Origin of the sequence: Pseudomonas sp. SG20056 (assembly GCF_031764535.1) — a bacterium.
Classification (GTDB): Bacteria; Pseudomonadota; Gammaproteobacteria; order Pseudomonadales; family Pseudomonadaceae; genus Aquipseudomonas.
Map to the genome: position 1 here is coordinate 4,389,274 of NZ_CP134499.1, position 19,736 is coordinate 4,409,009.

At 62.8% G+C, this 19,736-nt stretch carries 17 protein-coding genes; 11 read left to right on the plus strand and 6 right to left on the minus strand.

Annotated features, from left to right (window positions below):
- Positions 1-40 precede the first annotated feature (40 nt).
- Positions 41-2,923, minus strand: a complete 2,883-nt coding sequence (locus tag RHP75_RS20680) for an EAL domain-containing protein (protein WP_311089830.1) — start codon at positions 2,921-2,923, stop codon at positions 41-43.
- 211 nt (positions 2,924-3,134) lie between these two features.
- On the opposite strand from RHP75_RS20680, the gene uvrD reads away from it, so the two are divergent.
- The 5 genes from uvrD (at position 3,135) to RHP75_RS20705 (ending at position 8,692) form a co-directional block, all read left to right on the plus strand.
- Entirely contained in the window at positions 3,135-5,339 is a 2,205-nt protein-coding gene (gene uvrD, locus RHP75_RS20685; protein WP_311089831.1) for a DNA helicase II, read from the plus strand.
- 124 nt (positions 5,340-5,463) lie between these two features.
- On the plus strand, positions 5,464-6,555 hold the full coding sequence (locus tag RHP75_RS20690) for a TRAP transporter substrate-binding protein (protein WP_311089832.1): 1,092 nt from the start codon (positions 5,464-5,466) through the stop codon (positions 6,553-6,555).
- A 102-nt stretch (positions 6,556-6,657) separates the two neighbouring features.
- Entirely contained in the window at positions 6,658-7,236 is a 579-nt protein-coding gene (locus tag RHP75_RS20695) for a TetR/AcrR family transcriptional regulator (RefSeq protein ID WP_311089833.1), read from the plus strand.
- A gap of 104 nt (positions 7,237-7,340) precedes the next feature.
- Entirely contained in the window at positions 7,341-8,186 is an 846-nt protein-coding gene (locus RHP75_RS20700; protein WP_090250906.1) for a Tim44 domain-containing protein, read from the plus strand.
- A gap of 137 nt (positions 8,187-8,323) precedes the next feature.
- Positions 8,324-8,692 (plus strand): VOC family protein, encoded by a 369-nt coding sequence (locus RHP75_RS20705; protein ID WP_311089834.1) that lies wholly within the window; start codon positions 8,324-8,326, stop codon positions 8,690-8,692.
- Here RHP75_RS20705 and RHP75_RS20710 read toward each other — a convergent pair.
- Positions 8,689-9,276, minus strand: a complete 588-nt coding sequence (locus RHP75_RS20710) for a hypothetical protein (RefSeq protein WP_311089835.1) — start codon at positions 9,274-9,276, stop codon at positions 8,689-8,691. The genes RHP75_RS20705 and RHP75_RS20710 overlap by 4 nt on opposite strands.
- A 135-nt stretch (positions 9,277-9,411) precedes the next feature.
- Between RHP75_RS20710 and RHP75_RS20715 the strand changes: the two genes are divergently transcribed.
- Entirely contained in the window at positions 9,412-9,822 is a 411-nt protein-coding gene (locus RHP75_RS20715; RefSeq protein ID WP_311089836.1) for an SMI1/KNR4 family protein, read from the plus strand.
- Positions 9,823-9,884: 62 nt separating this feature from the next.
- Here RHP75_RS20715 and RHP75_RS20720 read toward each other — a convergent pair whose 3' ends face one another.
- From RHP75_RS20720 to RHP75_RS20735, 4 genes are all read right to left on the minus strand, one after another.
- Entirely contained in the window at positions 9,885-10,577 is a 693-nt protein-coding gene (locus RHP75_RS20720; RefSeq protein WP_311089837.1) for a HAMP domain-containing sensor histidine kinase, read from the minus strand.
- On the minus strand, positions 10,574-12,178 hold the full coding sequence (locus RHP75_RS20725) for a response regulator (RefSeq protein ID WP_311089838.1): 1,605 nt from the start codon (positions 12,176-12,178) through the stop codon (positions 10,574-10,576). The genes RHP75_RS20720 and RHP75_RS20725 overlap by 4 nt, the downstream gene beginning before the upstream one ends.
- An 80-nt stretch (positions 12,179-12,258) precedes the next feature.
- Positions 12,259-12,912, minus strand: a complete 654-nt coding sequence (locus tag RHP75_RS20730; protein WP_311089839.1) for a GntR family transcriptional regulator — start codon at positions 12,910-12,912, stop codon at positions 12,259-12,261.
- A gap of 123 nt (positions 12,913-13,035) precedes the next feature.
- Positions 13,036-13,806, minus strand: coding sequence for an SDR family NAD(P)-dependent oxidoreductase (locus tag RHP75_RS20735; RefSeq protein ID WP_311089840.1), 771 nt, complete (start codon positions 13,804-13,806; stop codon positions 13,036-13,038).
- 122 nt (positions 13,807-13,928) lie between these two features.
- Between RHP75_RS20735 and RHP75_RS20740 the strand changes: the two genes are divergently transcribed.
- From RHP75_RS20740 to RHP75_RS20760, 5 genes are all read left to right on the plus strand, one after another.
- Complete coding sequence (locus tag RHP75_RS20740; RefSeq protein WP_311089841.1) at positions 13,929-15,320, plus strand: aspartate aminotransferase family protein; 1,392 nt, start codon at positions 13,929-13,931, stop codon at positions 15,318-15,320.
- 90 nt (positions 15,321-15,410) lie between these two features.
- A complete protein-coding gene (locus RHP75_RS20745; protein ID WP_311089842.1) occupies positions 15,411-16,778 on the plus strand; it encodes a glutamine synthetase family protein in 1,368 nt (455 codons plus the stop codon).
- 55 nt (positions 16,779-16,833) lie between these two features.
- Positions 16,834-17,565, plus strand: a complete 732-nt coding sequence (locus RHP75_RS20750; RefSeq protein ID WP_311089843.1) for a transporter substrate-binding domain-containing protein — start codon at positions 16,834-16,836, stop codon at positions 17,563-17,565.
- A gap of 82 nt (positions 17,566-17,647) precedes the next feature.
- Positions 17,648-18,133 carry an acyl-CoA thioesterase gene (locus RHP75_RS20755; protein ID WP_311089844.1) on the plus strand — a complete coding sequence of 162 codons (486 nt, stop codon included), beginning with the start codon at positions 17,648-17,650 and terminating at the stop codon, positions 18,131-18,133.
- A gap of 64 nt (positions 18,134-18,197) precedes the next feature.
- Positions 18,198-19,736 (plus strand): sensor domain-containing diguanylate cyclase, encoded by a 1,539-nt coding sequence (locus RHP75_RS20760; RefSeq protein ID WP_311089845.1) that lies wholly within the window; start codon positions 18,198-18,200, stop codon positions 19,734-19,736.

Consider the following 19,736-nt stretch of genomic DNA (forward strand, 5'->3'; position numbering starts at 1 on the left):
AGCGGCCAGGCTGGCGGTAGACAAGCCGCCAGCCTGGCAATCAGAACTTGTCGACCTGCTCGCGCAGCAGCTGGGCGAATTGTTCGGCCGGCACCGGTTTGCTGATCAGGTAACCCTGGATCTCGTCGCAGCGCTGGCTCTTGAGAAAATCCATCTGCGCCTGGGTTTCCACACCCTCGGCGACCACCTTGAGCTCCAGACTGTGGGCCATGGCGATGATCGCGCGGGTGATGGCGGCGTCTTCGCTGCCGGGGGTCAGATCGCGGATAAAGGTCTGGTCGATCTTCACGTAATCCACCGGAAAGCGCTTGAGGTAGCTGAGCGAGGAATAGCCAGTGCCGAAGTCGTCAATCGCCAGTTTGACGCCCAGTTCGCGCAGTTGCTGGAAGGTGCTGATCACGCTTTCAACGTTGTCCAGCAGTTGGCTTTCGGTCAGTTCCAGCTCGAGGTACTGCGCCTCAAGGCCGGTTTCATCGAGCACTTGGCGCACCAGACTGAGCAGGTTGCCCTGGCGCAGCTGGTGCACCGAGAGGTTTACCGACACGCGAATATGCGCCAAGCCCTGCAACTGCCAGGTACGCGCCTGCAAGCAGGCCTGGCGCAGGACGAATTCACCAATCGCGCCAATCAGTCCGGTTTCTTCGGCCAGACCGATAAAGTCGCTCGGCGGCACTAGGCCCAGTTCCGGATGCCGCCAGCGCACCAACGCCTCGGCGGCGTTGAGGCTGTCGGCGGCCAGGCACAGTTTGGGCTGGTAGAACACCTCCAGCTGGCCTTCGTTGATGCCCTTGCGCAGCTGGTTTTCCAGCTGCAGGCGCTCCAGGGTGCAGGCCTGCAGGTTGTCAGTGAAGAACTGGAAGGTGTTGCCGCCCAAATGCTTGGCGTGTTGCATGGCCATATTGGCCTGGCTGACCAGGGCGGAAATCTCCCGCGCGTTATCCGGCAGCAGGCTGATGCCCAGAGAGGCGCTGACCACCAGTTCATGCCCGCCCACGGTCATCGGCACGCGCAGCTTGCTCAGTAGACGGCTGGCCAGCCGTGCCAGGCTGGAGAGGCTGCCGTATGCGTCAATGAGGATGGCGAATTCATCACCGGACAGACGCGCCAGGGTATCGGCCTCCGGCACGGCCTGAGTCAGACGGCGGCTGACCTGGCGCAGCAGCTGGTCGGCAACTTCATGGCCGAGGCTGTCGTTGAGCAATTTGAAGCGGTCCAGGTCGACGTGCAGCAAGGCGATACTGCGCCCGCTCTGTCGCGCCCGCTGGCTGGCTTCGTGCAGGCGCTCCTTGAACAGGCTGCGGTTGGCCAGGCCGGTCAGCTCGTCGTAATGCGACAGGTAGCGCAGGCGCTCTTCGGCCTCGCGCCGTGACGACAGATCGGCGAAGAAGCCGACGATATGGCTGACACTGCCCCGCGCATCGCGCACCACGTTGAGCTGCAGCCACTGCGGATACAGCTCGCCGTTCTTGCGCGTTTCGATCAGCTCACCGCGCCAGGTGCCGCTGTGCTCCAGTTCCAGGCGGATCATCTGGTACTGCCGGCGGCTGTCGCCACTGCTGATCAGGCTGATCACGCTTTTGCCGACCACTTCGTCCTGGCGATACCCCGTCACGTCGCTGAAGGCCTGGTTGACCGACAGCAAGCGATAGTCCGGGTCGAGAATCACGATGCCTTCGCTGGCGGCCTCGAACACCGTGGCGGCCAGCTGTTGCTGTTGCTCCTGCACTTTGCGCGCGCTGATGTCGCGGCGCGTGCCGAGCATGCGCAGCACGCGGCCCTCTGCATCGCGCTCAACCGCCCGGCCACGGTCTTCGATCCACACCCAGTGGCCAGCCGCGTGCTTGATACGGTATTCGACCTGATAGTCATCGCTGCGCCCCTTCATATGCTCGACCAAGGCGCGGCGCAGCACCGGCAGATCATCCGGGTGCAGGCGTGGCTTGAGGTCGCGCAGCATCACCTGCACGGCGTGCGGCTCCAGGCCGAAGATTTCCTTGAGCCGCGAGTGGTGCACCTCATCGCTCTGCAGGTCCCAGTCCCACAGGCCCAGTTCGCTGGCTTCAATGGCCAGGGTCAGGCGTGCGCGACTCTTGCTCAGGGCGTAGGTGGTTTCATCCAGTTCCAGGGTGCGCTCGGCCACGCGCATTTCCAGCTCGCTATGGGCCAGGCGCAATTCACGCTCGGCGCGGCGGCGCTGTTCCACTTCATGGGCCAGCTCACCATTGAGCCCTTCCGCCTGCAACTTGGCGTGTTCCAGATTGCTGATCAGCGCCTGATTGTGGAAGCGCTGCAAAAGACTGCGCTGCACCAGCCGATTGACCTGCCAGGCCACCACCAGCAAGGCCAGCAGCAGGATACTGCCGAGCAGGCCCCAGCCTTGTTGCAGCGGGTTATCGCTGAGCAGCAGATAGCCCACCGAAGGCAGCAGGCAAGGCAGGGCAAAACTGAGAAAAGCGGTAAAGCTGATGGCATAGGCCACACTGGCCGAGAGGATCGCCGCAGCAATCAGGCCGTAAACCAGCGCTTGCAGGTAGAACACATCCGCTGGCACCAGGGCGATGGCGGCAAACGCCAGGGTCAGCCCGGAAGCGCCGGCACCAAACAGGAACAGCCGGCGCCAATGGCGTTCGGCCTGTCGACTGGGCAAGGCGTTATTGAAGGCGCGCACCTGCACCAGACGCAACACGGCGAGAATCAACAGCCAGATTGACCAGCTGACCAGCAACGCATGTGGCAGCCCACCCCATAACAGGAAGGCACACACCACACCGCTAAGCAGCATGAACAGGGTCGGCACCTGCGAGCCCTGATAGAGCATGCGGGTGCGTTCGGCGGCGATGTCTGTGGCAAACAGCTGGGCCACTTCCCGCCCGGAAGTCGGCTTGAAGCCGTTGGCGTCAGCGTATGAAGTCGATGCGGTCATAGGCGATTTTCTTATAGTGGTTGCCTAAACGTCGGCGCAGCATACGCGAGCTAGACGCTTCGCCCAAGCCAGACGTGCGCTAATTCACATTACAAATACCCAACTTTCGGTGAGCGCGGCCATAGCCCATCTACGCTCGTTGAGCTGACTCACCAGTCGTCCACTAAACCCCTGGTTTGCCCTGCCTGGCGCAGCCCCCTAGAATGCCGCGATGCAAAATGACCCCGAACTCCTGATTGCCTCTCTTAACGATGCCCAGCGCCAGGCCGTCGCCGCGCGCGTGGGCCGCCAACTGGTGCTGGCCGGTGCTGGCTCTGGTAAAACCCGCGTGCTGGTACACCGCATCGCCTGGTTGATCCAGATCGAGAATGCCTCGCCGCACAGCATTCTGTCGGTGACCTTTACCAACAAGGCCGCCGCCGAAATGCGTCACCGCATCGAGCAGATGCTCGGCCATAACCCGGCCGGCATGTGGGTGGGCACCTTCCACGGCCTGGCTCATCGCCTGTTGCGCGCGCACTGGCAGGAAGCCGGCCTGGCCGAGAACTTCCAGATTCTCGACTCCGACGACCAGCAGCGCATCGTCAAGCGAGTGATCCGCGACCTCGGCCTGGATGAACAACGCTGGCCGCCGAAACAGGCGCAGTGGTTTATCAACGGGCAGAAGGATGAAGGCCGGCGGCCGAAGAACATCCAACCCGGCGGCGACCTGTTCCTCGCCACCATGCTGAAGATCTACGAAGCCTATGAGGCCGCCTGCGCCCGCGCCGGGGTGATCGACTTCTCCGAGCTGCTGCTGCGCGCCCTCGATCTGTGGCGTGACAAACCGGGTCTGCTGGAGCATTACCAACGGCGCTTCCGGCATATCCTGGTCGATGAATTCCAGGACACCAACGCCGTGCAGTACGCCTGGCTGCGCCTGCTCGCCAAGGGCGGCGACAGCCTGATGGTGGTCGGCGATGACGACCAGTCGATCTACGGCTGGCGCGGGGCGAAGATCGAGAACATCCAGCAGTTTTCCGACGACTTCAGCGATGCCGAAGTGATCCGTCTGGAGCAGAACTACCGCTCCACCGCCGGCATCCTCAAGGCCGCCAACGCGCTGATCGCCAATAACCAGGGCCGTCTCGGCAAGGAACTGTGGACCGAAGACGGCGACGGCGAGCCGATCAACCTGTACTCGGCGTTTAACGAGCACGACGAAGCGCGCTATGTGGTCGAATCGATTGAAGACGCCCTGCGCAAGGACGGCCTCAAGCGCAGCGAGATCGCCATTCTCTATCGCTCCAACGCCCAGTCGCGGGTGCTTGAAGAAGCGCTGCTGCGCGAGAAAATCCCCTACCGCATCTACGGCGGCCAGCGCTTCTTCGAGCGCGCGGAAATCAAGAACGCCATGGCCTACCTGCGCCTGCTTGATGGCCGCGGCAACGATGCCGCGCTGGAGCGGGTGATCAACGTGCCGGCGCGCGGCATTGGCGAGAAGAGCGTCGAGACCATCCGCGAATACGCGCGCGCCCATGATGTATCGATGTGGGAAGCGATTCGCCTGATGGTCGCCGCCAAGGCCCTGCCTGGCCGTGCGTCGAGCGCGCTGGCCGGGTTTATCGAACTGATCGAAAACCTCGCCGCCAAGGCGCTAAGCATGCCGCTGCACCTGATGACCCAGACCGTCATCGAGCAAAGCGGACTGATTGCCTACCACAAGGCCGAAAAAGGCGAAAAAGCCCAGGCACGTATCGAAAACCTTGAGGAACTGGTCAGCGCCGCGCGCACCTTCGAGAACAACGAAGACGACGAACTCAGCCCGCTGCAGGCCTTTCTGACTCACGCTTCACTGGAAGCTGGCGACACCCAAGCTGCGGAAAACGAGGACAGCGTGCAGCTGATGACCCTGCACAGCGCCAAGGGCCTGGAGTTCCCCCAGGTATTTCTGGTGGGCATGGAAGAAGGCCTGTTCCCGCACAAGATGAGCCTGGAAGAGCCCGGCCGCCTGGAAGAAGAGCGGCGCCTGGCCTACGTCGGCATCACCCGCGCCATGAGCAAGCTAGTGATTACCTACGCCGAAACCCGCCGTCTTTACGGCAACGAGACCTACAACAAGGTGTCGCGTTTCGTCCGTGAGATTCCGCCGCAGCTGATTCAGGAAGTACGCCTGTCCAATAGCGTCAGCCGGCCATTCGGCGCGGTCAGCCGCAATATGGGCGGCAACAGCATGAGCGGCGACAGCATGTTCGCCGGCAGCGCCGTGCCGGACACCGGCTTCAACCTCGGCCAGCGCGTGCAGCATTCGCTGTTCGGCGAAGGCACCATCCTCAACTTCGAAGGCTCCGGCGCCCAGGCGCGGGTGCAGGTGAATTTCGAGAACGAGGGCAGCAAGTGGTTGATGCTCAGCTATGCCAAGCTGCAACCCCTTTAGAGACAGGCCGTAGGAGCGGGCCATGCCCGCGATGGCTTTTGCCGGCGCCACTGTCGCGGCCATGGGCCGCTCCTACAGGTGCCCAAGCGTGACTGATCGTTTATTCAAATAACAAGGAGCCTCCATGATCCGCCGTCCTCTGCTGCTTGCCAGCGCCCTGCTCGCCGCCATCGGCCTGAGCGGTTGCAAGGAAGAGTCTGCTGCACCGCAAGCCGCAGCAACGCCTGCCGCAGAAAGCTTCCACTGGAAGATGGTTACCGCCTGGCCGAAAAACTACCCCGGCCTGGGCACTGCCGCTGAGCGCTTGGCCGAGCGGGTCAAGGCCATGAGCAACGGCCGCCTGACCATCAAGGTGTATGCCGGCGGCGAGCTGGTGCCGCCGCTGGAAGTGTTCGACGCCGTGTCGCGCGGCACTGCCGAATTGGGTCACGGCGCGGCCTATTACTGGAAGGGCAAGGTGCCGGCGGCGCAGTTCTTCACCGCCGTGCCATTCGGCCTGTCCACCAGCGAAATGAATGCCTGGCTGAGCAAGGGCGGCGGTCAGGCGCTGTGGGACGAAGCCTATGCCCCCTATGGGGTAAAACCCATGGTGGTGGGCAACACCGGCATGCAGATGGGCGGCTGGTACAACAAGGAAATCAACTCGCTGGATGACCTCAAGGGCCTGAAGATCCGCATGCCCGGCCTGGGCGGCGAAGTGCTGAGCAAGCTCGGCGCGACCACCGTAAACCTGCCGGGCGGCGAGGTATTCACCGCCTTGCAAACCAACGCCATCGACGCCACCGACTGGGTCAGCCCCTACAACGACTTGGCCTTCGGCCTGCACAAGGCGGCCAAGTTCTACTACTACCCAGGCTGGCAGGAGCCGCAGGCGGTGCTCGAACTGCTGATCAACCAGAAAGCCCTCGACAGCCTGCCGGCCGATCTGCAGGCAATCCTCACGGAAGCCGCCCGCGCCGCCAGCCAGGACATGCTCGACGACTACGTCTACCACAACGCCATGGCCCTCGATGAGCTAAAGCAGCAAGGCACCTTGCTCAAACGCTTCCCCGACGATGTACTCGCTGCCATGCAGCGCGAGTCCGCCGTGGTGCTCGGCGAACTGGCCGCGCAGAGCGAGCTGAACGGCCGCATCTGGGCCTCGATGCAAGCCTTCCAGGCCCAGGTCAGCCAGATGCACCAGCTGTCAGAGAAAGAGTTGCACAACTGGCGCTGACAGCTGACTGCAATCACCACAAGCGGAACCTTCGGGTTCCGTTTGTCGTTTCAGGTCGGCCCTGCCGTGCTCGCCGCCCATACTGCTTGGCGAGGTGAGCCGATGAAACGCGCAACTGTCTCCGCGTCACAGATACTCGATAGCGCCCTGCGACTGGCCGATGTTTGCGGCTGGGAACGCCTGCATCTGTTCGATGTAGCCGCTGATCTGGGCGTAGGCCTGGATGCCATCGCCGCGCATTACCGCGAGAAGGATCAACTGGTCGAAGCCTGGTTCGACCGTGCCGACCAGGCCCTGCTGGCGCGCGGCAACGCCGCAGATTTATTGACGTTAGAGCCCGCCAAACGTCTGGAAGAACTGCTGATCACCTGGCTCGACAGCCTGGCCGCGCACCGCTCAGTCAGCGGGCAGATGCTGCTGTACAAACTCGAACCGGGGCATATCCACCTGCAGATTGGCGGTCTGCTACGCATCAGCCGCACCGTGCAGTGGTGGCGTGAAGCGGCGCGGCGGGAAACCCTACACCTGTGCCGCATCGCCGAGGAAAGCCTGCTGACCGGCGTCTACCTGCGCTGCTTTATCCACTGGCTGCGCCACCTCGAGGAAAACCCCGCCGACTTCCGCGCCCTGCTGCGCCGGCAGTTACGCTGCGGACCGCTGCTGGTGCTGCTGCGCCGCTGACTCAGGCGCACGGGCAAAAGCTCGAAACATTCTAGGCCTAGCCAGCGCCGCTCACGCCGGGCAAGATGCCGCGCGTAGATCCAATCACCAAGAGACAGCTAACCATGCAGCGTTTCCTTAGCATCGCCCTGGCCATGTTCCTCAGCCTGGGACTGACCACCATGAGTTTCGACGCCGAAGCCAAACGTATGGGCAGCGGCAAATCCTTCGGTTCCGCGCCAAGCCACCAGGCTCGCCAAGCGCCAGCCCAGCAAAGTGCAGCACCTGCAGCGGCCGGCCGTCAGCCTGCAGCAGCCAGCGGTGCATCGAAGTGGTTGGGCCCATTGGCCGGTCTGGCCGCAGGTGGTCTGCTGGCCTCGATGTTTATGGGTGACGGCTTCGAAGGCCTGCAGATCATGGACATGCTGATCTTCGGCCTGATCGCCTTCCTGCTGTTCCGCTTCCTCGCCGCTCGTCGTCAGCAAGCCAGCCCGGCGACTGCCAACGGCGCACCGATGCAGCGTGAAATGCCAGCGGCTCCAGCCTCGATCTTCGGCGGTAGCAGTGCAGCGGCTGCGATCAAACCGGTGATCAATGCCCCGGCCTGGTTCAACGAGCAGAGCTTTATCAGCGCCGGTCGTGAGCACTTCCTCAGCTTGCAACAGCACTGGGATGCCAACGAGATGGACAAGATCGCCGAGTTCGTCACCCCGCAGCTGCTGGAGTTCCTCAGCCGCGAGCGTGCAGACCTGGGCGATGGCTTCCAATCCACCTACGTCGATAACCTCGATGTGCAGCTGGATGGCGTCGATGACCTCAGCGACAAGACCGTCGCCACCCTGACCTTCACCGGCGTGGCCAAGACCTCGCGTTTTGACCAGGGCGAAGTATTCAGCGAAAGCTGGCGTCTGGAGCGGGCCGTTGGTGACAACCAGCCGTGGCTGGTTGCCGGTATCCGCCAGAACGGCTGATCCCTCGCTATGCTGAGAAAACCCGGGCAAGTCCCGGGTTTTCTTTGTCTATCATTCAGCAACTGTATGAACTGGCGCGCGGCCTACTCAAAGTGCAATCTGATCCGCGCCAAGCACACCATCCTGAGGATTAAGCAATGATCGGATACACCACTGTGGGCACCACCGACATGGAGAAAGCCAAGTCGTTCTACACCCCTTTGCTGGCAGAGATGGGTGCCAAAATCGTCATGGATTTGGGCCGCATCGCGTTCTATGGCATCGCCAAGGGGCAACCGATGTTTGCCATCTGTATTCCCCATGACAAGCAAGCACCGACGCCAGGTAATGGCCAGATGATCGCGCTGCCAGGCGGATCACGCGAAGGGGTCGACAAACTCTATGCCAAGGCCATTGAGCTGGGCGCAAGCTGTGAAGGCAAACCCGGCGAACGCATACCGGGCTTCTACGGCGCCTATTTCCGTGATCTGGATGGCAATAAGCTGGCCTTCTACCACATGGGCTAGTTGACGCTCTTACCCGGCGGCTTGGCCGCCGGGGCAGGCTGCTGGGCCTTGTCGCTCCAGGCCTGGATATCTTCACTGCGTTTGCGACTGTTGAGCTGAGCACGGTCAATCGCTTCTTCGTAATGCGCCAGCCAACTGCGCGAGCCTGGCAGCATATTGGCCAAATCGCGCATACCAACCTTCAGGCCCTGCATTACCTGCTGGTAATCGCGCTCCTGAGCCTGCAGCACCTTGCTCACTTCAGCGATGCTATCCGGGTTCTCCACGCGCTCGAACATTCCCGTCAGCTGCGATGCCTGCTGACTGGCCAGCAGCTCTTCCTGGTTACTCAATGCGGTCTGCTGCACCGCCAGCTGCTGCTCAAGCCGCAGTATCTGCTGTTCCAGCGCCTGGATACGCGGTTCATCACCGGCACTGAACACGCTGTGAATATTCAGCCCGACCGAAACCAGCATCAGGCTACCCAGTACTCCGGCCAGCGCCAGGATAAACAGGCGGTTGCGCTTGCCAGCCGTGGTCAGCAGCTGTAACCGCTCTTCCTCGCTGAGTGCAGTGCTTTCGGGCTCTTGCGTTTGGCTTTTCATAACAAGACCATTTTTATGACGTTAAAAAATTGACACGCCGTTGAGCTGAACGATAGCACTTTGCCAGCTTTTTGCTTAGACCCGTCTAGGGTATAAGACGCTCCCGTATACCCCGTAATAAATGAGGCAGACACAGTGGAAGAAGTCATCGAACAGTTGCGCGAACTCAACGAGCCGGTGCCCGTCCCGCTGGAGTTGCCGGAAGAAGAAACCCTGGTAGAGATTCAGGAGCAGATCCTGATCCATCTGCCCTACGGCCTGCGCGAATTTCTCTTACAGGTCAGCGATGTGGTCTACGGCCGCCTGGAACCGGTAACCGCCAGCGACCCGCAATCGCATACCTACCTGCCGGAAGTCGCTGCCACCGCCTGGTCCCTGGGCGTGCCGCGCGAATTCGTGCCGCTGTGCGAAGACCACGGCAACTACTACGTGGTCGAAGAAGACGGCACCGTGCTGCTGTGGGAAGCGGAAACCGGCGAAATCAACGAAGACGAAACCTGGGAATCGGTCTGGCACTGGGTGCGTGACGTCTGGCTGGAAAGCTAAGCGTTTTTTACGGCCTTAGTGCGGCCCTGCGGCGCTATACACACCGCAGGGCCGCAGTCGTTTCAAGGCAGATAAATCCTAAATACCCCACCACCCAGCGGTGCACCGTTGGCCAGTTCGATATGCCCGCGCACGCCCTGGCGTTCGTGCAGCTCGGCGATACGGCCGGCGAAGTAGAGGCCCAGGCCGGTGCTGCCGGTGCTGTGCTTGAGGCCGAGGGCGTAGTTGGATTGCTGGCTGAGCATCTCCTGCGGGTAGCCCTGGCCGTCGTCGCAGATCGCCAGCACCAGCTTGCCGCCTTCCTCCCAGGCCCGAATCAGCAAGGCGCTGTGGGCGTAGCGGATGGAGTTGGTGATGATGTTGGCGACCACCGAGCCGAGTAGCTCTTCATCGAAGAAGCCCATCAGATCGAAACTTTCTACCTCGCAACGGGCACTGATCTGCCGGCTTTGCAGCACCTCGAAGTGCCGCGCCAGCTGCGCCTGCAGGAAATCCTCAACTTCGTGATAACCGGGGCGCATGGGCAGCTGGTTGACGCCGAGCTTATACAGGCCGAGCAGTTGCACGAGCATGCCGTTGAGGCGGGCAAACTCGTACTCGATCACGCCCTGCTCGCTGGCCTGCTGCTGTTCCGGCGGCAGCTGCGCCTGCCACTGCGCATGGGCGCGGGTAAGCATGGCCAGGGAGTTTTTCATGTCGTGCACGGTGGAGGCGATCACCGTAGAGAAGTCCAGTCCGCCAGGGGAATCACTCATTGGCCGGACGCCCGCCGCTGCAGTTGCAGGTAACGCGCATGCCGGGCATCCGTCTCGGGCATCTGGCTGACCATCTCCAGGCAACGCCGGCATTCGTCCAGCAGAGTCGCCGACATCTCGCCGCCGGCCGATTGCAACAGCGATTGCGCAGTGTTGAGGGCGATGCTGATGTTCTTCGGTTGCAGGGCAAAGGCCTGACGGAACAGCCTGAGCGCCTCGTCGAACTGCTTCTGCTGGTAGCAGCGTACCCCCTGGCGGTTGAGCTCCACGGCCTCTTTGCCGCCGGAGAGAATCTCGGCGTTGTCGGTCTGCCGAGCGACGCCTTGCATCACCTGCGGGTCGTCGCCGTATACCTCGACACAGCTTTTCAGCAACGCATCACTGGCTGCCGTCTGGCCGAGCGCGCGCAGCTGGCTGGCGACGCTGAGGGCAGTATCGGCGGCAAACAGCTGCGGCAGCTTTTCCATCGCCGCAGCGGCTTCGGCGGCCAGTTGCGCAGCACGCTTGGGCTCGCCGGATTTATTCAAGCTGCTGGCCAGGGCCAGGCGAGAGCGCACCTGCACATTGGGGTCATGGGCATAGATTTTATCCAGCTCACCGAGGGCCTGGCTGACCTCGATCTGCAAGCGCTTGTCGAGCGAGCCATCGCCGGCCTGAGCGGTGATCGCCTGGGCCAAACCGAGGTAGTTTTCCGGGCTCTTGAATTTGGAGGTGCGACCCTGCTCCATGGCCTGCCGATAGGCCTTGCCGGCACTGTCGAAGTCCTGGTTATCCAGCGCCAGTTTACCCAGCTGCATCTGCCGGCGAATCGCCAACGGAGCCAGTTTGACTGCATCTTCCAGGGCTTGCTGAGCGCGTTGGCTCTCGCCCTGTGCCAGCAGCACGGCGGCCAGGCCGTCATACAGTGCCGGCATCATCGGAAACAGCTGCAAACCCTTCTCGTAGAGGCTCTGCGCGCGGCTCAGGTCGCCGCGTTTGTGCATCAGACCGGCCAGCGCCACCTGCGCCCAAGGCAACGGTCGCTCGGCCAATACACCATTGAGCAGCTGCTCCAGCTCATCCAGCCGGCCCAACTCGCGCAGCGCCGTGGCCTGGTAGCGCTGACACAGCGGCAGATAGCGTTTGTCCTGCTGGCTGAGGGTTTTGCAGGCATCCAGTACGGCGGCTGGGTCCTGTTTGTCGAGGCCTTGAAGAATGCCCTTGAGCGCAGTCTTGCGCTCCACCAGCTTGTCCAGGCGCTGATCGAGGCTGGCGCGGTTGAACGGCTTGGTCAGGTAGGCATCCGGCTCATGCTCAAGAGCGCTGAGGACCATGGCCTGGCTGCTTTCGGCGGTGACCATGACAAAGATGCACTGATGACTGATCAGCTTGCCGGCGATCAACTCTTCCAGCACCTGCTGGCCGTTCTTGCCGCCACCCAGGTTGTAGTCGTGCAGGATGATGTCGTAGCGCTTGTTGCGGCACATGCTCAGGGCTTCTTCGCCGCGGTCGGCGGTGTCCACATCCCGCGCGCCCATATCGCGCAGCATGGCCTTCAGCGAGCTGCGAAAGTCGGTGAAGTCATCGACGATCAGAATGCGTTTACTGCCGTAATCCAGCATTGAAGAGCCCTTGTACTGTCGTCTCAGAATCGCATCAGTGTAGTTGTCGGCTATCGCGCTGCCAGCGCTTCAGCATCCAGTCAACGCTGGCCCGGCTCAAGGTCGAGCAGGTTGAGCAGAAAGCGCGCGAAGTAAGTCAGGTCCTGCTCCATGGCCTGGCGCGCAGCCTTGGCATCACCGGCTTCGATGGCGGCAAAGGCTTCCTCGTGAAAGTCATTGAGGCGCAGCGACAGATCGGCACCGGTGAACAATCGGTTGAAAAACGGCCCAACCTGCAACCACAACGACTCGATTGAGCGCAGCAACACCGGGTTGCCGCAGGCGCTGTAGAGGTGCAGGTGGAACTGGCTGTTAGCATCCAAATAGGCCTGCACCTGCCGCTGCTCGATGGCCTGATCCATGCGCGCCACGCATTCGCGCAACTCGGTCAGGTTGGCCGCAGTCAGGCGCGGGGTAGCCAGTTCTACAGCCAGACCTTCAAGGCCCAGACGCACCTGGAAAATGTCCTGGTAACGCTCGCGGGTCATCGGCGGCACGCGCACCGAGCGCTGTGGCTCGCCTTCCAGCGCACCCTCAGCGACCAGCCGCTGCAAGGCGCCGCGTACCGGCATCGGGCTGGTGCCCCACTCGGCAGCCAGATCACGGATTTTCAAGCGCTCACCGGGCTGAAAGCGCCCAGCCAGCAAACCTTCTCGAATACGTTGGTAGAGCTGATCCTGCAGGTTATCGGCCATGGTTCAGCAGCATCCTTGTGCCGGCGGTGCAGGGAGTTGGGCAAGTGTCAGCGAGCAGTTGCGCATGGGTATTCCTTCTAACGAAGAGCGCCGCAATTGAGCGGCGGCATGAATTCTACTGGTTCACGGTGCCTTGTTTTCGATCAGGCAGTTCCCGCCATCCACCACCAGCACTTCACCGGTGATGTAACTGGCTTCCGGTGACGCAAGAAAGGCCACGGCGGCAGCCACTTCTTCGGGGCGGCCGGCACGGCGCATCGGCGTGTACTCAGCCGCATGGCGCTCCTCCTCGGTACTGGAGCCGGTGGCAATCCAGCCCGGCGCCACGCTGTTGACCGTGATGCCCTGCTTGGCCACTTCCAGCGCCAGGCCCATGGACAAACCGAGCATGCCAGCCTTGGCCGCGCTGTAAGCAGACTCACCGGGGTTGCTGCCACGGGTGCCGGTGGTCGAGCTGATATTGACGATGCGCCCGTAACCGCGCGCCCGCATGCCCGGCAGCACCGCGCGGGTAAGCAGAAACGCCGTGCCGAGGTTGCGCGCGATGGACAGATTCCAGGTGGCCAGGTCCATGTCCGCCAGTTCGGCGAAGGGCTCGGGGCTGCCTTGCATGGCCATACCGGCGTTGTTCACCAGAACGTCGATCTGCCCCCACTGCGCCTGCGCCCAGTCGAGCAATTCAGCGACCTGCCGCTCATCGGTCAGGTCAGCTGCGCGGCCACGTGCTTGAATACCTTCAGCGCACAACTCGGCGACCCGTTGCTCGACCCGCGCGCTGCTGGCAGTCAGCAATACCCGCGCGCCGGCACGACCCAGGCGGCGCGCAATGGCCAAGCCGATGCCCGAGCCACTGCCCGCACCGCTGATCAATGCAACGTGCTGTTGAAAGACCATTGCACAATATCCTGTGATCACAAATATGGCGATAATCTAGCAATAAAGCCTGATCAAACCAATGCTTGAGTTTTCTGTGATCACAAAATAGCATGTGCAGATATTCGAACGAGGTGTTCAACATGACTGCCAGTGGTATCAGCCCATCCGCCGTAGAAGCCTTCGCCCAGCGTGAGCGTGAGCGTTTTATCGCGCGCAACCCGAAATCCGTAGCCCTGGCCGAGCGCGCGCGCCACTCGCTGTACGGCGGCGTGCCGATGCACTGGATGGCCGACTGGTCGACCCCGGTGCCGCTGTTCGTCGAGCGGGCCAAGGGCGCGCGCTTCTATGACGTCGACGGCCATGAGTACATCGACTTCTGCCTGGGCGACACCGGCACCATGTTCGGCCACTCGCCGGATCCGATCGCCAAGGCCATTGCCGAACAAGGCAACAACGGCCTGACCACGATGCTGCCGGGCGAGGACGCGGTGGTCTGCGGCGAGCTGCTGGCCGCGCGCTTCGGCCTGCCGTTCTGGCAGGTCACCGCCACCGCCACCGACTCCAACCGCTATGTGCTGCGCTGGGCGCGGGCGATTACCGAGCGCAAGACCCTGCTGGTGTTCGACGGCTGCTACCACGGCACCGTGGATGATGTGATGGTGCGCTGCATCGACGGCGAAACCGTGCCGCGTTCCGGCCTGGTTGGCCAGGCTTACGACCTGACCCAGTACAGTCGCTCGATCCCGTTCAACGACGTGGCTGCGCTGGAAGCGGCGCTGGCTAAGGGCGACGTCTGCGCCCTGCTCTGCGAGCCGGCGATGACCAATATCGGCATGGTACTGCCCGAGCCGGGCTTTATGCAGCAATGCCGCGAGCTGACGCGTAAATACGGCGCGCTGCTGATCATCGACGAGACCCACACCATCTCCACCGATATGGGTGGCTGCACCAAATTGTGGAACCTCGAGCCGGACTTCTTCGTGGTCGGCAAGCCGATTGCCGGCGGCGTGCCGTGCGGCATCTTTGGTTGCAGCGCGGCAATGGCCGGGGCCATGACCGCCGCGCGCCAACGCGCCAGCGAAGGCAGCCACGGTCATGGCCACAGCGGCATGGGCACCACACTGTCGGCCAACGCCTTAGCCATGCACTGCATGCGCGCCAACCTGGAACAGGTGATGACCGAGGCCGCCTACGCGCATATGTTGCCGCTGGCCAAGCGCCTGGCCGATGGTTTCCGTTCTCTGATCGGCAAGCACGACCTCAAGTGGTCGGTGACCGAGCTGGGCGCGCGCAGCGAATTCCAGTTCTGCCCGGTATCGCCGAAGACCGGCGCCGAGGCCGAAGCAGCGTTCCACGACGAGCTGCAGATGGCCCTGCACCTGTACCTGATCAACCGCGGCATCCTGATCACCCCGTTCCACAACATGACCCTGTGCTGCCCGAGCACCACAGCGGACGATGTGGACAAGCTGATCAGCATGCTCGACCAGGCCCTGACCGAGCTGCTGGCCATCCCCGACGCCCGCGAGTAATTCATCGATCAGCCTGTGGGAGGGGCTTCAGCCGCGACAATCGCCGCTAAAGCGCCTCCCACGAAATGACGACTCACTGTGAGAATCACCATGCAATTCGCCAATCCCCAGGAAGCCCGCGACTTTCTCGCCGCCCATCCCGACGTGCGCCTGATCGAACTCATGTTGATCGATGCCAATGGCATCCCGCGCGGCAAGCTGCTGCACCGCGACGAACTGCTGGCCATCTACGAGAACGGCCGGCCGCTGCCCAGCTCGATCCTGGCATTGACCATTCAGGGCGAGGACGTGGAAGAAAGCGGCCTGGTCTGGGAAGTCGCCGACGCCGACTGCTGGACCTACCCGCTGCCCGGCAGCCTGACACTGCAACCCTGGCGCGCCACGCCCACCGGCCAGCTGCAGGTGAGCATGCACCCCACCCAGGGCCTGCCCGCCGCACCGGCCGACCCACGGCATGTACTGGTGCGCGCCATCGACCGTCTCAAAGCCGACGGCTATCACCCGGTAATGGCGGTGGAGCTGGAGTTCTACCTGCTGGACAAAACCCGCGACGCTAATGGCCGTCCGCAGCCGGCGCTGCAAGCCAACGGTGCCCGCCCGCAGGCACCGCAGGTGTATGGCGTGCTGGAGCTGGAGCAGCAGCAAGCCTTCCTCGACGACCTCTACGCCGCCTGCGAAGTGCAGGGCCTGCCAGTGCGCACGGCGATCTCTGAATACGCGCCCGGCCAGCTGGAGCTGACCCTGGAGCACCGCTTTGACGCGTTGCAAGCGGTGGATGAAGGCGTGCGCTACAAGCGCCTGGTCAAGGGCGTGGCCAACAAGCACGGGCTGCAGGCCTGCTTTATGGCCAAGCCATTTGGCGACCTGGCCGGCAGCGGGATGCACATGCACGTGTCGCTGGCCGATGAACAGGGCAACAATTTAATGGCCTCGGAAGACCCACACGGCACGCCGCTGCTCAAGCACGCCATCGGCGGGATGATGGCCACGCTGAATGATGCCCTGGCGATCTTCTGCCCCAATGCCAACTCGTTCCGCCGCTTCCAGGCCAACAGCTATGCGCCGCTGGCCAAGAGCTGGGGGGTGAACAACCGCACCGTGTCGTTCCGCGTACCGGGCGGCCCGGCCAAGAGCCGGCATGTCGAGCACCGCATCTGCGGCGCCGACGCCAACCCGTACCTGGCCGCGGCGGCGATTCTTTCTGGCATCCACCACGGCATCCAGAACCAGATCGATCCGGGCGAGGAAATCATCGGCAACGGCTACGAGCAGGCCCGCGAAACCCTGCCCACCGACTGGTTGACCGCCCTGCGCGCACTGGAGAGCTCGGCCTGGGCCAAGGACGCATTCGGCGAGGACTTCCTCAAGGTGTTCCTGGCGATCAAATGGAACGAGTTCCGCCAGTTTATGGGCGAAGTCGGCGAGCAGGATTGGCGCTGGTACCTGACCCACGCCTGACGGCCGGGGCGCTACCAGCTACGCTGTACAGATTCTGAGCACCCTGGAGTGGCCCATGCGCCTCTGCATTATCCTGGCCTGCTGGCTGTACAGCACACTCGCACTGGCCGACCCCTTACGCGTAGGCCTGGAGAACCACGACTACTATCCCTATTACAGCGCGGTAGAGGGCCAAAGCATTGATGGCTACTGCATCGCCCTACTGCAGGCCTTCGCCAAGCGCGAGGGCCTTGAGCTGGAGCTGCGCCCGCAGCCGGTCAACCGCCTTTACCGCAATTTGCTCAGCGGGCAGAACCTCGACCTGCTGTTCCCCGACAACCCGGCCTGGCCACGTGAAGCCCGCGATGGCCGGGCGCTGTATTACAGCCAGCCGGTGGTAGAGATTGTCGACGCCACCCTGGTCCGCCCCACGCGGCTCGGCCAGGGCCTGACGGCGATCAAACGCCTGGGCATCGTCCGTGGCTTTACCGCCGAGGCCTGGCAGCCACTCCTGGCCAAGGGCGGCATCGAACTGGTGGAAGTGCAGGATATCCACAGCCTGATCCGCATGCTCGAACGGGGCCGCCTGGATGCCATCTACGCCAACCCGCGAGTGGTACAGCACCAGCTGCGCCAACTGGGCCTCGACGCCGCACACGTACAGCTCGACCCGCAACTGCCGCAGGTCAACACCAGCTTTCACCTGAGCAGCTACCAACACGCCGATCTGATCAAACGCTTCGACCGTTTTCTGCTTGAGGATGCCACGCAGTTAAGCCAGCTACGCCAGCAGTTCAACCTGCCCTAAAGCAGCGCCAAGCGCGCCTTAAACGCAGCCAACGGTCAGTGCCAGCTGCTATGGTTGGGCAAATCCCTGCACAGAGCCTGTTATGGAACCCGGAAACGCCCAGCTGACGATGACCGTACTGATGACCCCGGACATGGCCAACTTCTCCGGCAATGTGCACGGCGGCACCCTGCTCAAATACCTTGATGAAGTCGCCTATGCCTGCGCCAGCCGCTATGCCGGCTGTTACGTGGTAACCCTGTCGGTGGATCAGGTGGTATTCCTCAAACCCATACACGTCGGTGAACTGGTGACCTTTCTCGCCTCGGTCAACTATGCGGGGCGCACCTCGATGGAAGTCGGCATCAAGGTGATCACCGAGAACATCCGCGAACGCTCGGTGCGCCACACCAACAGCTGCTTCTTCACCATGGTCGCGGTGGATGAACAGGGCAAACCCGCACCGATCCCGGCTCTGGAGCCAAGCACCGCCGACGCCGAACGCCGTCAGCGCCAAGCCCTGCAGCGCCGGCAGATCCGCCACGAACTGCAACAGCGCTACCAGGCGCTGAACGAAGAAAAAAACTGAGCAAGCAGACAACCACACACGTCCCCGGCACAATCGCGCCCTGTGCATAACACCGAGTAAGGCCATGGAAAGCCTGTATTTTTCCCCCATGCTGCTGGGCCTGAACCTGATGCTGGCGAGCGCCATTGCCTGCAGCGGGCTCTGGTATTTTTCCCGCCCCTACCGTGGCCCCGGCTTGTGGATGCTGGGCAGCTGGACCCTGATCATTGGCATCCTGCTGTTTATGGGTTTTATGGCCAGTGGCAGCAAACTGCTGAATATTCTCGGCAATGCCCTGCAACTAGCCGGAGAGGCGATCATCCTGCTCGGCGTGTTCCGCTTTCTCGGCCGGCCGCTGCCCTGGTGGAGCGTGCCCGCCAGCGCCGGGGTGATGAGCCTGGCCCTGAGCTGGCACTGGTGGCTCAGCCCCATCAATTCGGAATACCTCGTCGCGCTGTACGCTGCCATTGGCGGCCTGCTGCCCCTGCAAGCCTGTTATGCGCTATGGCGTGGGACTAACGAAGTGGAACTGCGCGGCGTCTGCCAGTTTGTCGCCATCGCCTTGCTCGGTTATGCCCTGGTCACCCTGCTGCGCGGCGTGATCGGCCTGCACGATGGCCTGCAAGGCATCGTCCATGAGGACGTCACGCGCTCGGTAAGCTACCTGCTGCCCTACAACTTCGGCATTCCCCTGTGGCTTATGGCCCTGATCGGCCTGGTGCTGCTGACGATGCGCCGCATCCTCGCCGACAGCCAGCGCAACGCCCAGCAGGCGGCTGCCAACGCCGAGCGTTTCGAACGCCTGATGAGCGTGAGCAACGCCGGGGTGATGGTGCTCGACGGCGAACGCATCATCGACAGCAACCCCAAGCTGGAACAGCTGTTTGCGCAAACCCGTGAGCAACTGCTCGGCCAACCGCTATCGCGGCTATTCGACAGCAGCAGCCAACAGCCGCTCAGTGACCTGCTGCACCAGGCCGATGGCCGCCCCCACGACCTGCTCGCCCTGCGTGCGGACGGCCAGATATTTGCCGCCGAGCTGAGCATCGCGCGCCTGGCCGAAGCCCAGCAGCAGGTTGCCGAGATCCGCGATGTCAGCCAGCGCAAGGTTCTGGAAGAGCAGCTGCGCCAACTCGCCACCACCGACCCGCTGACCAACGCCCTGAACCGCCGCGCCTTCCAGCAGCGCGCCGAACACGAACTGCAACGCAGCCAGCGCCAGGGCACGCCGCTGTGCCTGGCAATGCTCGACCTTGACCACTTCAAACGGGTCAACGACCAGTACGGCCATGCCGTCGGCGATCAGGTGCTGGTGGAGTTCAGTGCCCTGTGTCGACAGCAGGCGCGCAGCACCGACCTGTTCGCCCGCTTCGGCGGTGAAGAATTTGTCATCCTCCTGCCCGACAGCGACCTCAACGCTGCGCAGCAGCGCCTGGAACGCCTGCGCAGCGACCTGCACACGCAGCCCATCGACACGGTTCAGGGCCAGTTGAGCATCAGCGTCAGCATCGGCCTGGCCAGCAGCCGTCCGCATGAAACCCTGGAGCAGCTGCTACAGCGCGCCGATACCCAGGTGTACATCGCCAAAGCGCAGGGGCGTAACCGTATTGCTACAGAGCAATGA

Excerpts from the sequence above, each read along its gene's own strand:
- RHP75_RS20760 (WP_311089845.1), top strand. The coding sequence starts at position 18,198 with ATGGAAAGCCTGTATTTTTCCCCCATGCTGCTGGGCCTGAACCTGATG.
- RHP75_RS20680 (WP_311089830.1), bottom strand. The coding sequence starts at position 2,923 with ATGACCGCATCGACTTCATACGCTGACGCCAACGGCTTCAAGCCGACT.
- RHP75_RS20735 (WP_311089840.1), bottom strand. The coding sequence starts at position 13,806 with ATGGTCTTTCAACAGCACGTTGCATTGATCAGCGGTGCGGGCAGTGGC.
- RHP75_RS20710 (WP_311089835.1), bottom strand. The coding sequence starts at position 9,276 with ATGAAAAGCCAAACGCAAGAGCCCGAAAGCACTGCACTCAGCGAGGAA.
- RHP75_RS20690 (WP_311089832.1), top strand. The coding sequence starts at position 5,464 with ATGATCCGCCGTCCTCTGCTGCTTGCCAGCGCCCTGCTCGCCGCCATC.
- RHP75_RS20750 (WP_311089843.1), top strand. The coding sequence starts at position 16,834 with ATGCGCCTCTGCATTATCCTGGCCTGCTGGCTGTACAGCACACTCGCA.
- RHP75_RS20730 (WP_311089839.1), bottom strand. The coding sequence starts at position 12,912 with ATGGCCGATAACCTGCAGGATCAGCTCTACCAACGTATTCGAGAAGGT.
- RHP75_RS20695 (WP_311089833.1), top strand. The coding sequence starts at position 6,658 with ATGAAACGCGCAACTGTCTCCGCGTCACAGATACTCGATAGCGCCCTG.
- uvrD (WP_311089831.1), top strand. The coding sequence starts at position 3,135 with ATGCAAAATGACCCCGAACTCCTGATTGCCTCTCTTAACGATGCCCAG.
- RHP75_RS20745 (WP_311089842.1), top strand. The coding sequence starts at position 15,411 with ATGCAATTCGCCAATCCCCAGGAAGCCCGCGACTTTCTCGCCGCCCAT.
- RHP75_RS20705 (WP_311089834.1), top strand. The coding sequence starts at position 8,324 with ATGATCGGATACACCACTGTGGGCACCACCGACATGGAGAAAGCCAAG.
- RHP75_RS20755 (WP_311089844.1), top strand. The coding sequence starts at position 17,648 with ATGGAACCCGGAAACGCCCAGCTGACGATGACCGTACTGATGACCCCG.
- RHP75_RS20725 (WP_311089838.1), bottom strand. The coding sequence starts at position 12,178 with ATGCTGGATTACGGCAGTAAACGCATTCTGATCGTCGATGACTTCACC.
- RHP75_RS20700 (WP_090250906.1), top strand. The coding sequence starts at position 7,341 with ATGCAGCGTTTCCTTAGCATCGCCCTGGCCATGTTCCTCAGCCTGGGA.
- RHP75_RS20740 (WP_311089841.1), top strand. The coding sequence starts at position 13,929 with ATGACTGCCAGTGGTATCAGCCCATCCGCCGTAGAAGCCTTCGCCCAG.
- RHP75_RS20720 (WP_311089837.1), bottom strand. The coding sequence starts at position 10,577 with ATGAGTGATTCCCCTGGCGGACTGGACTTCTCTACGGTGATCGCCTCC.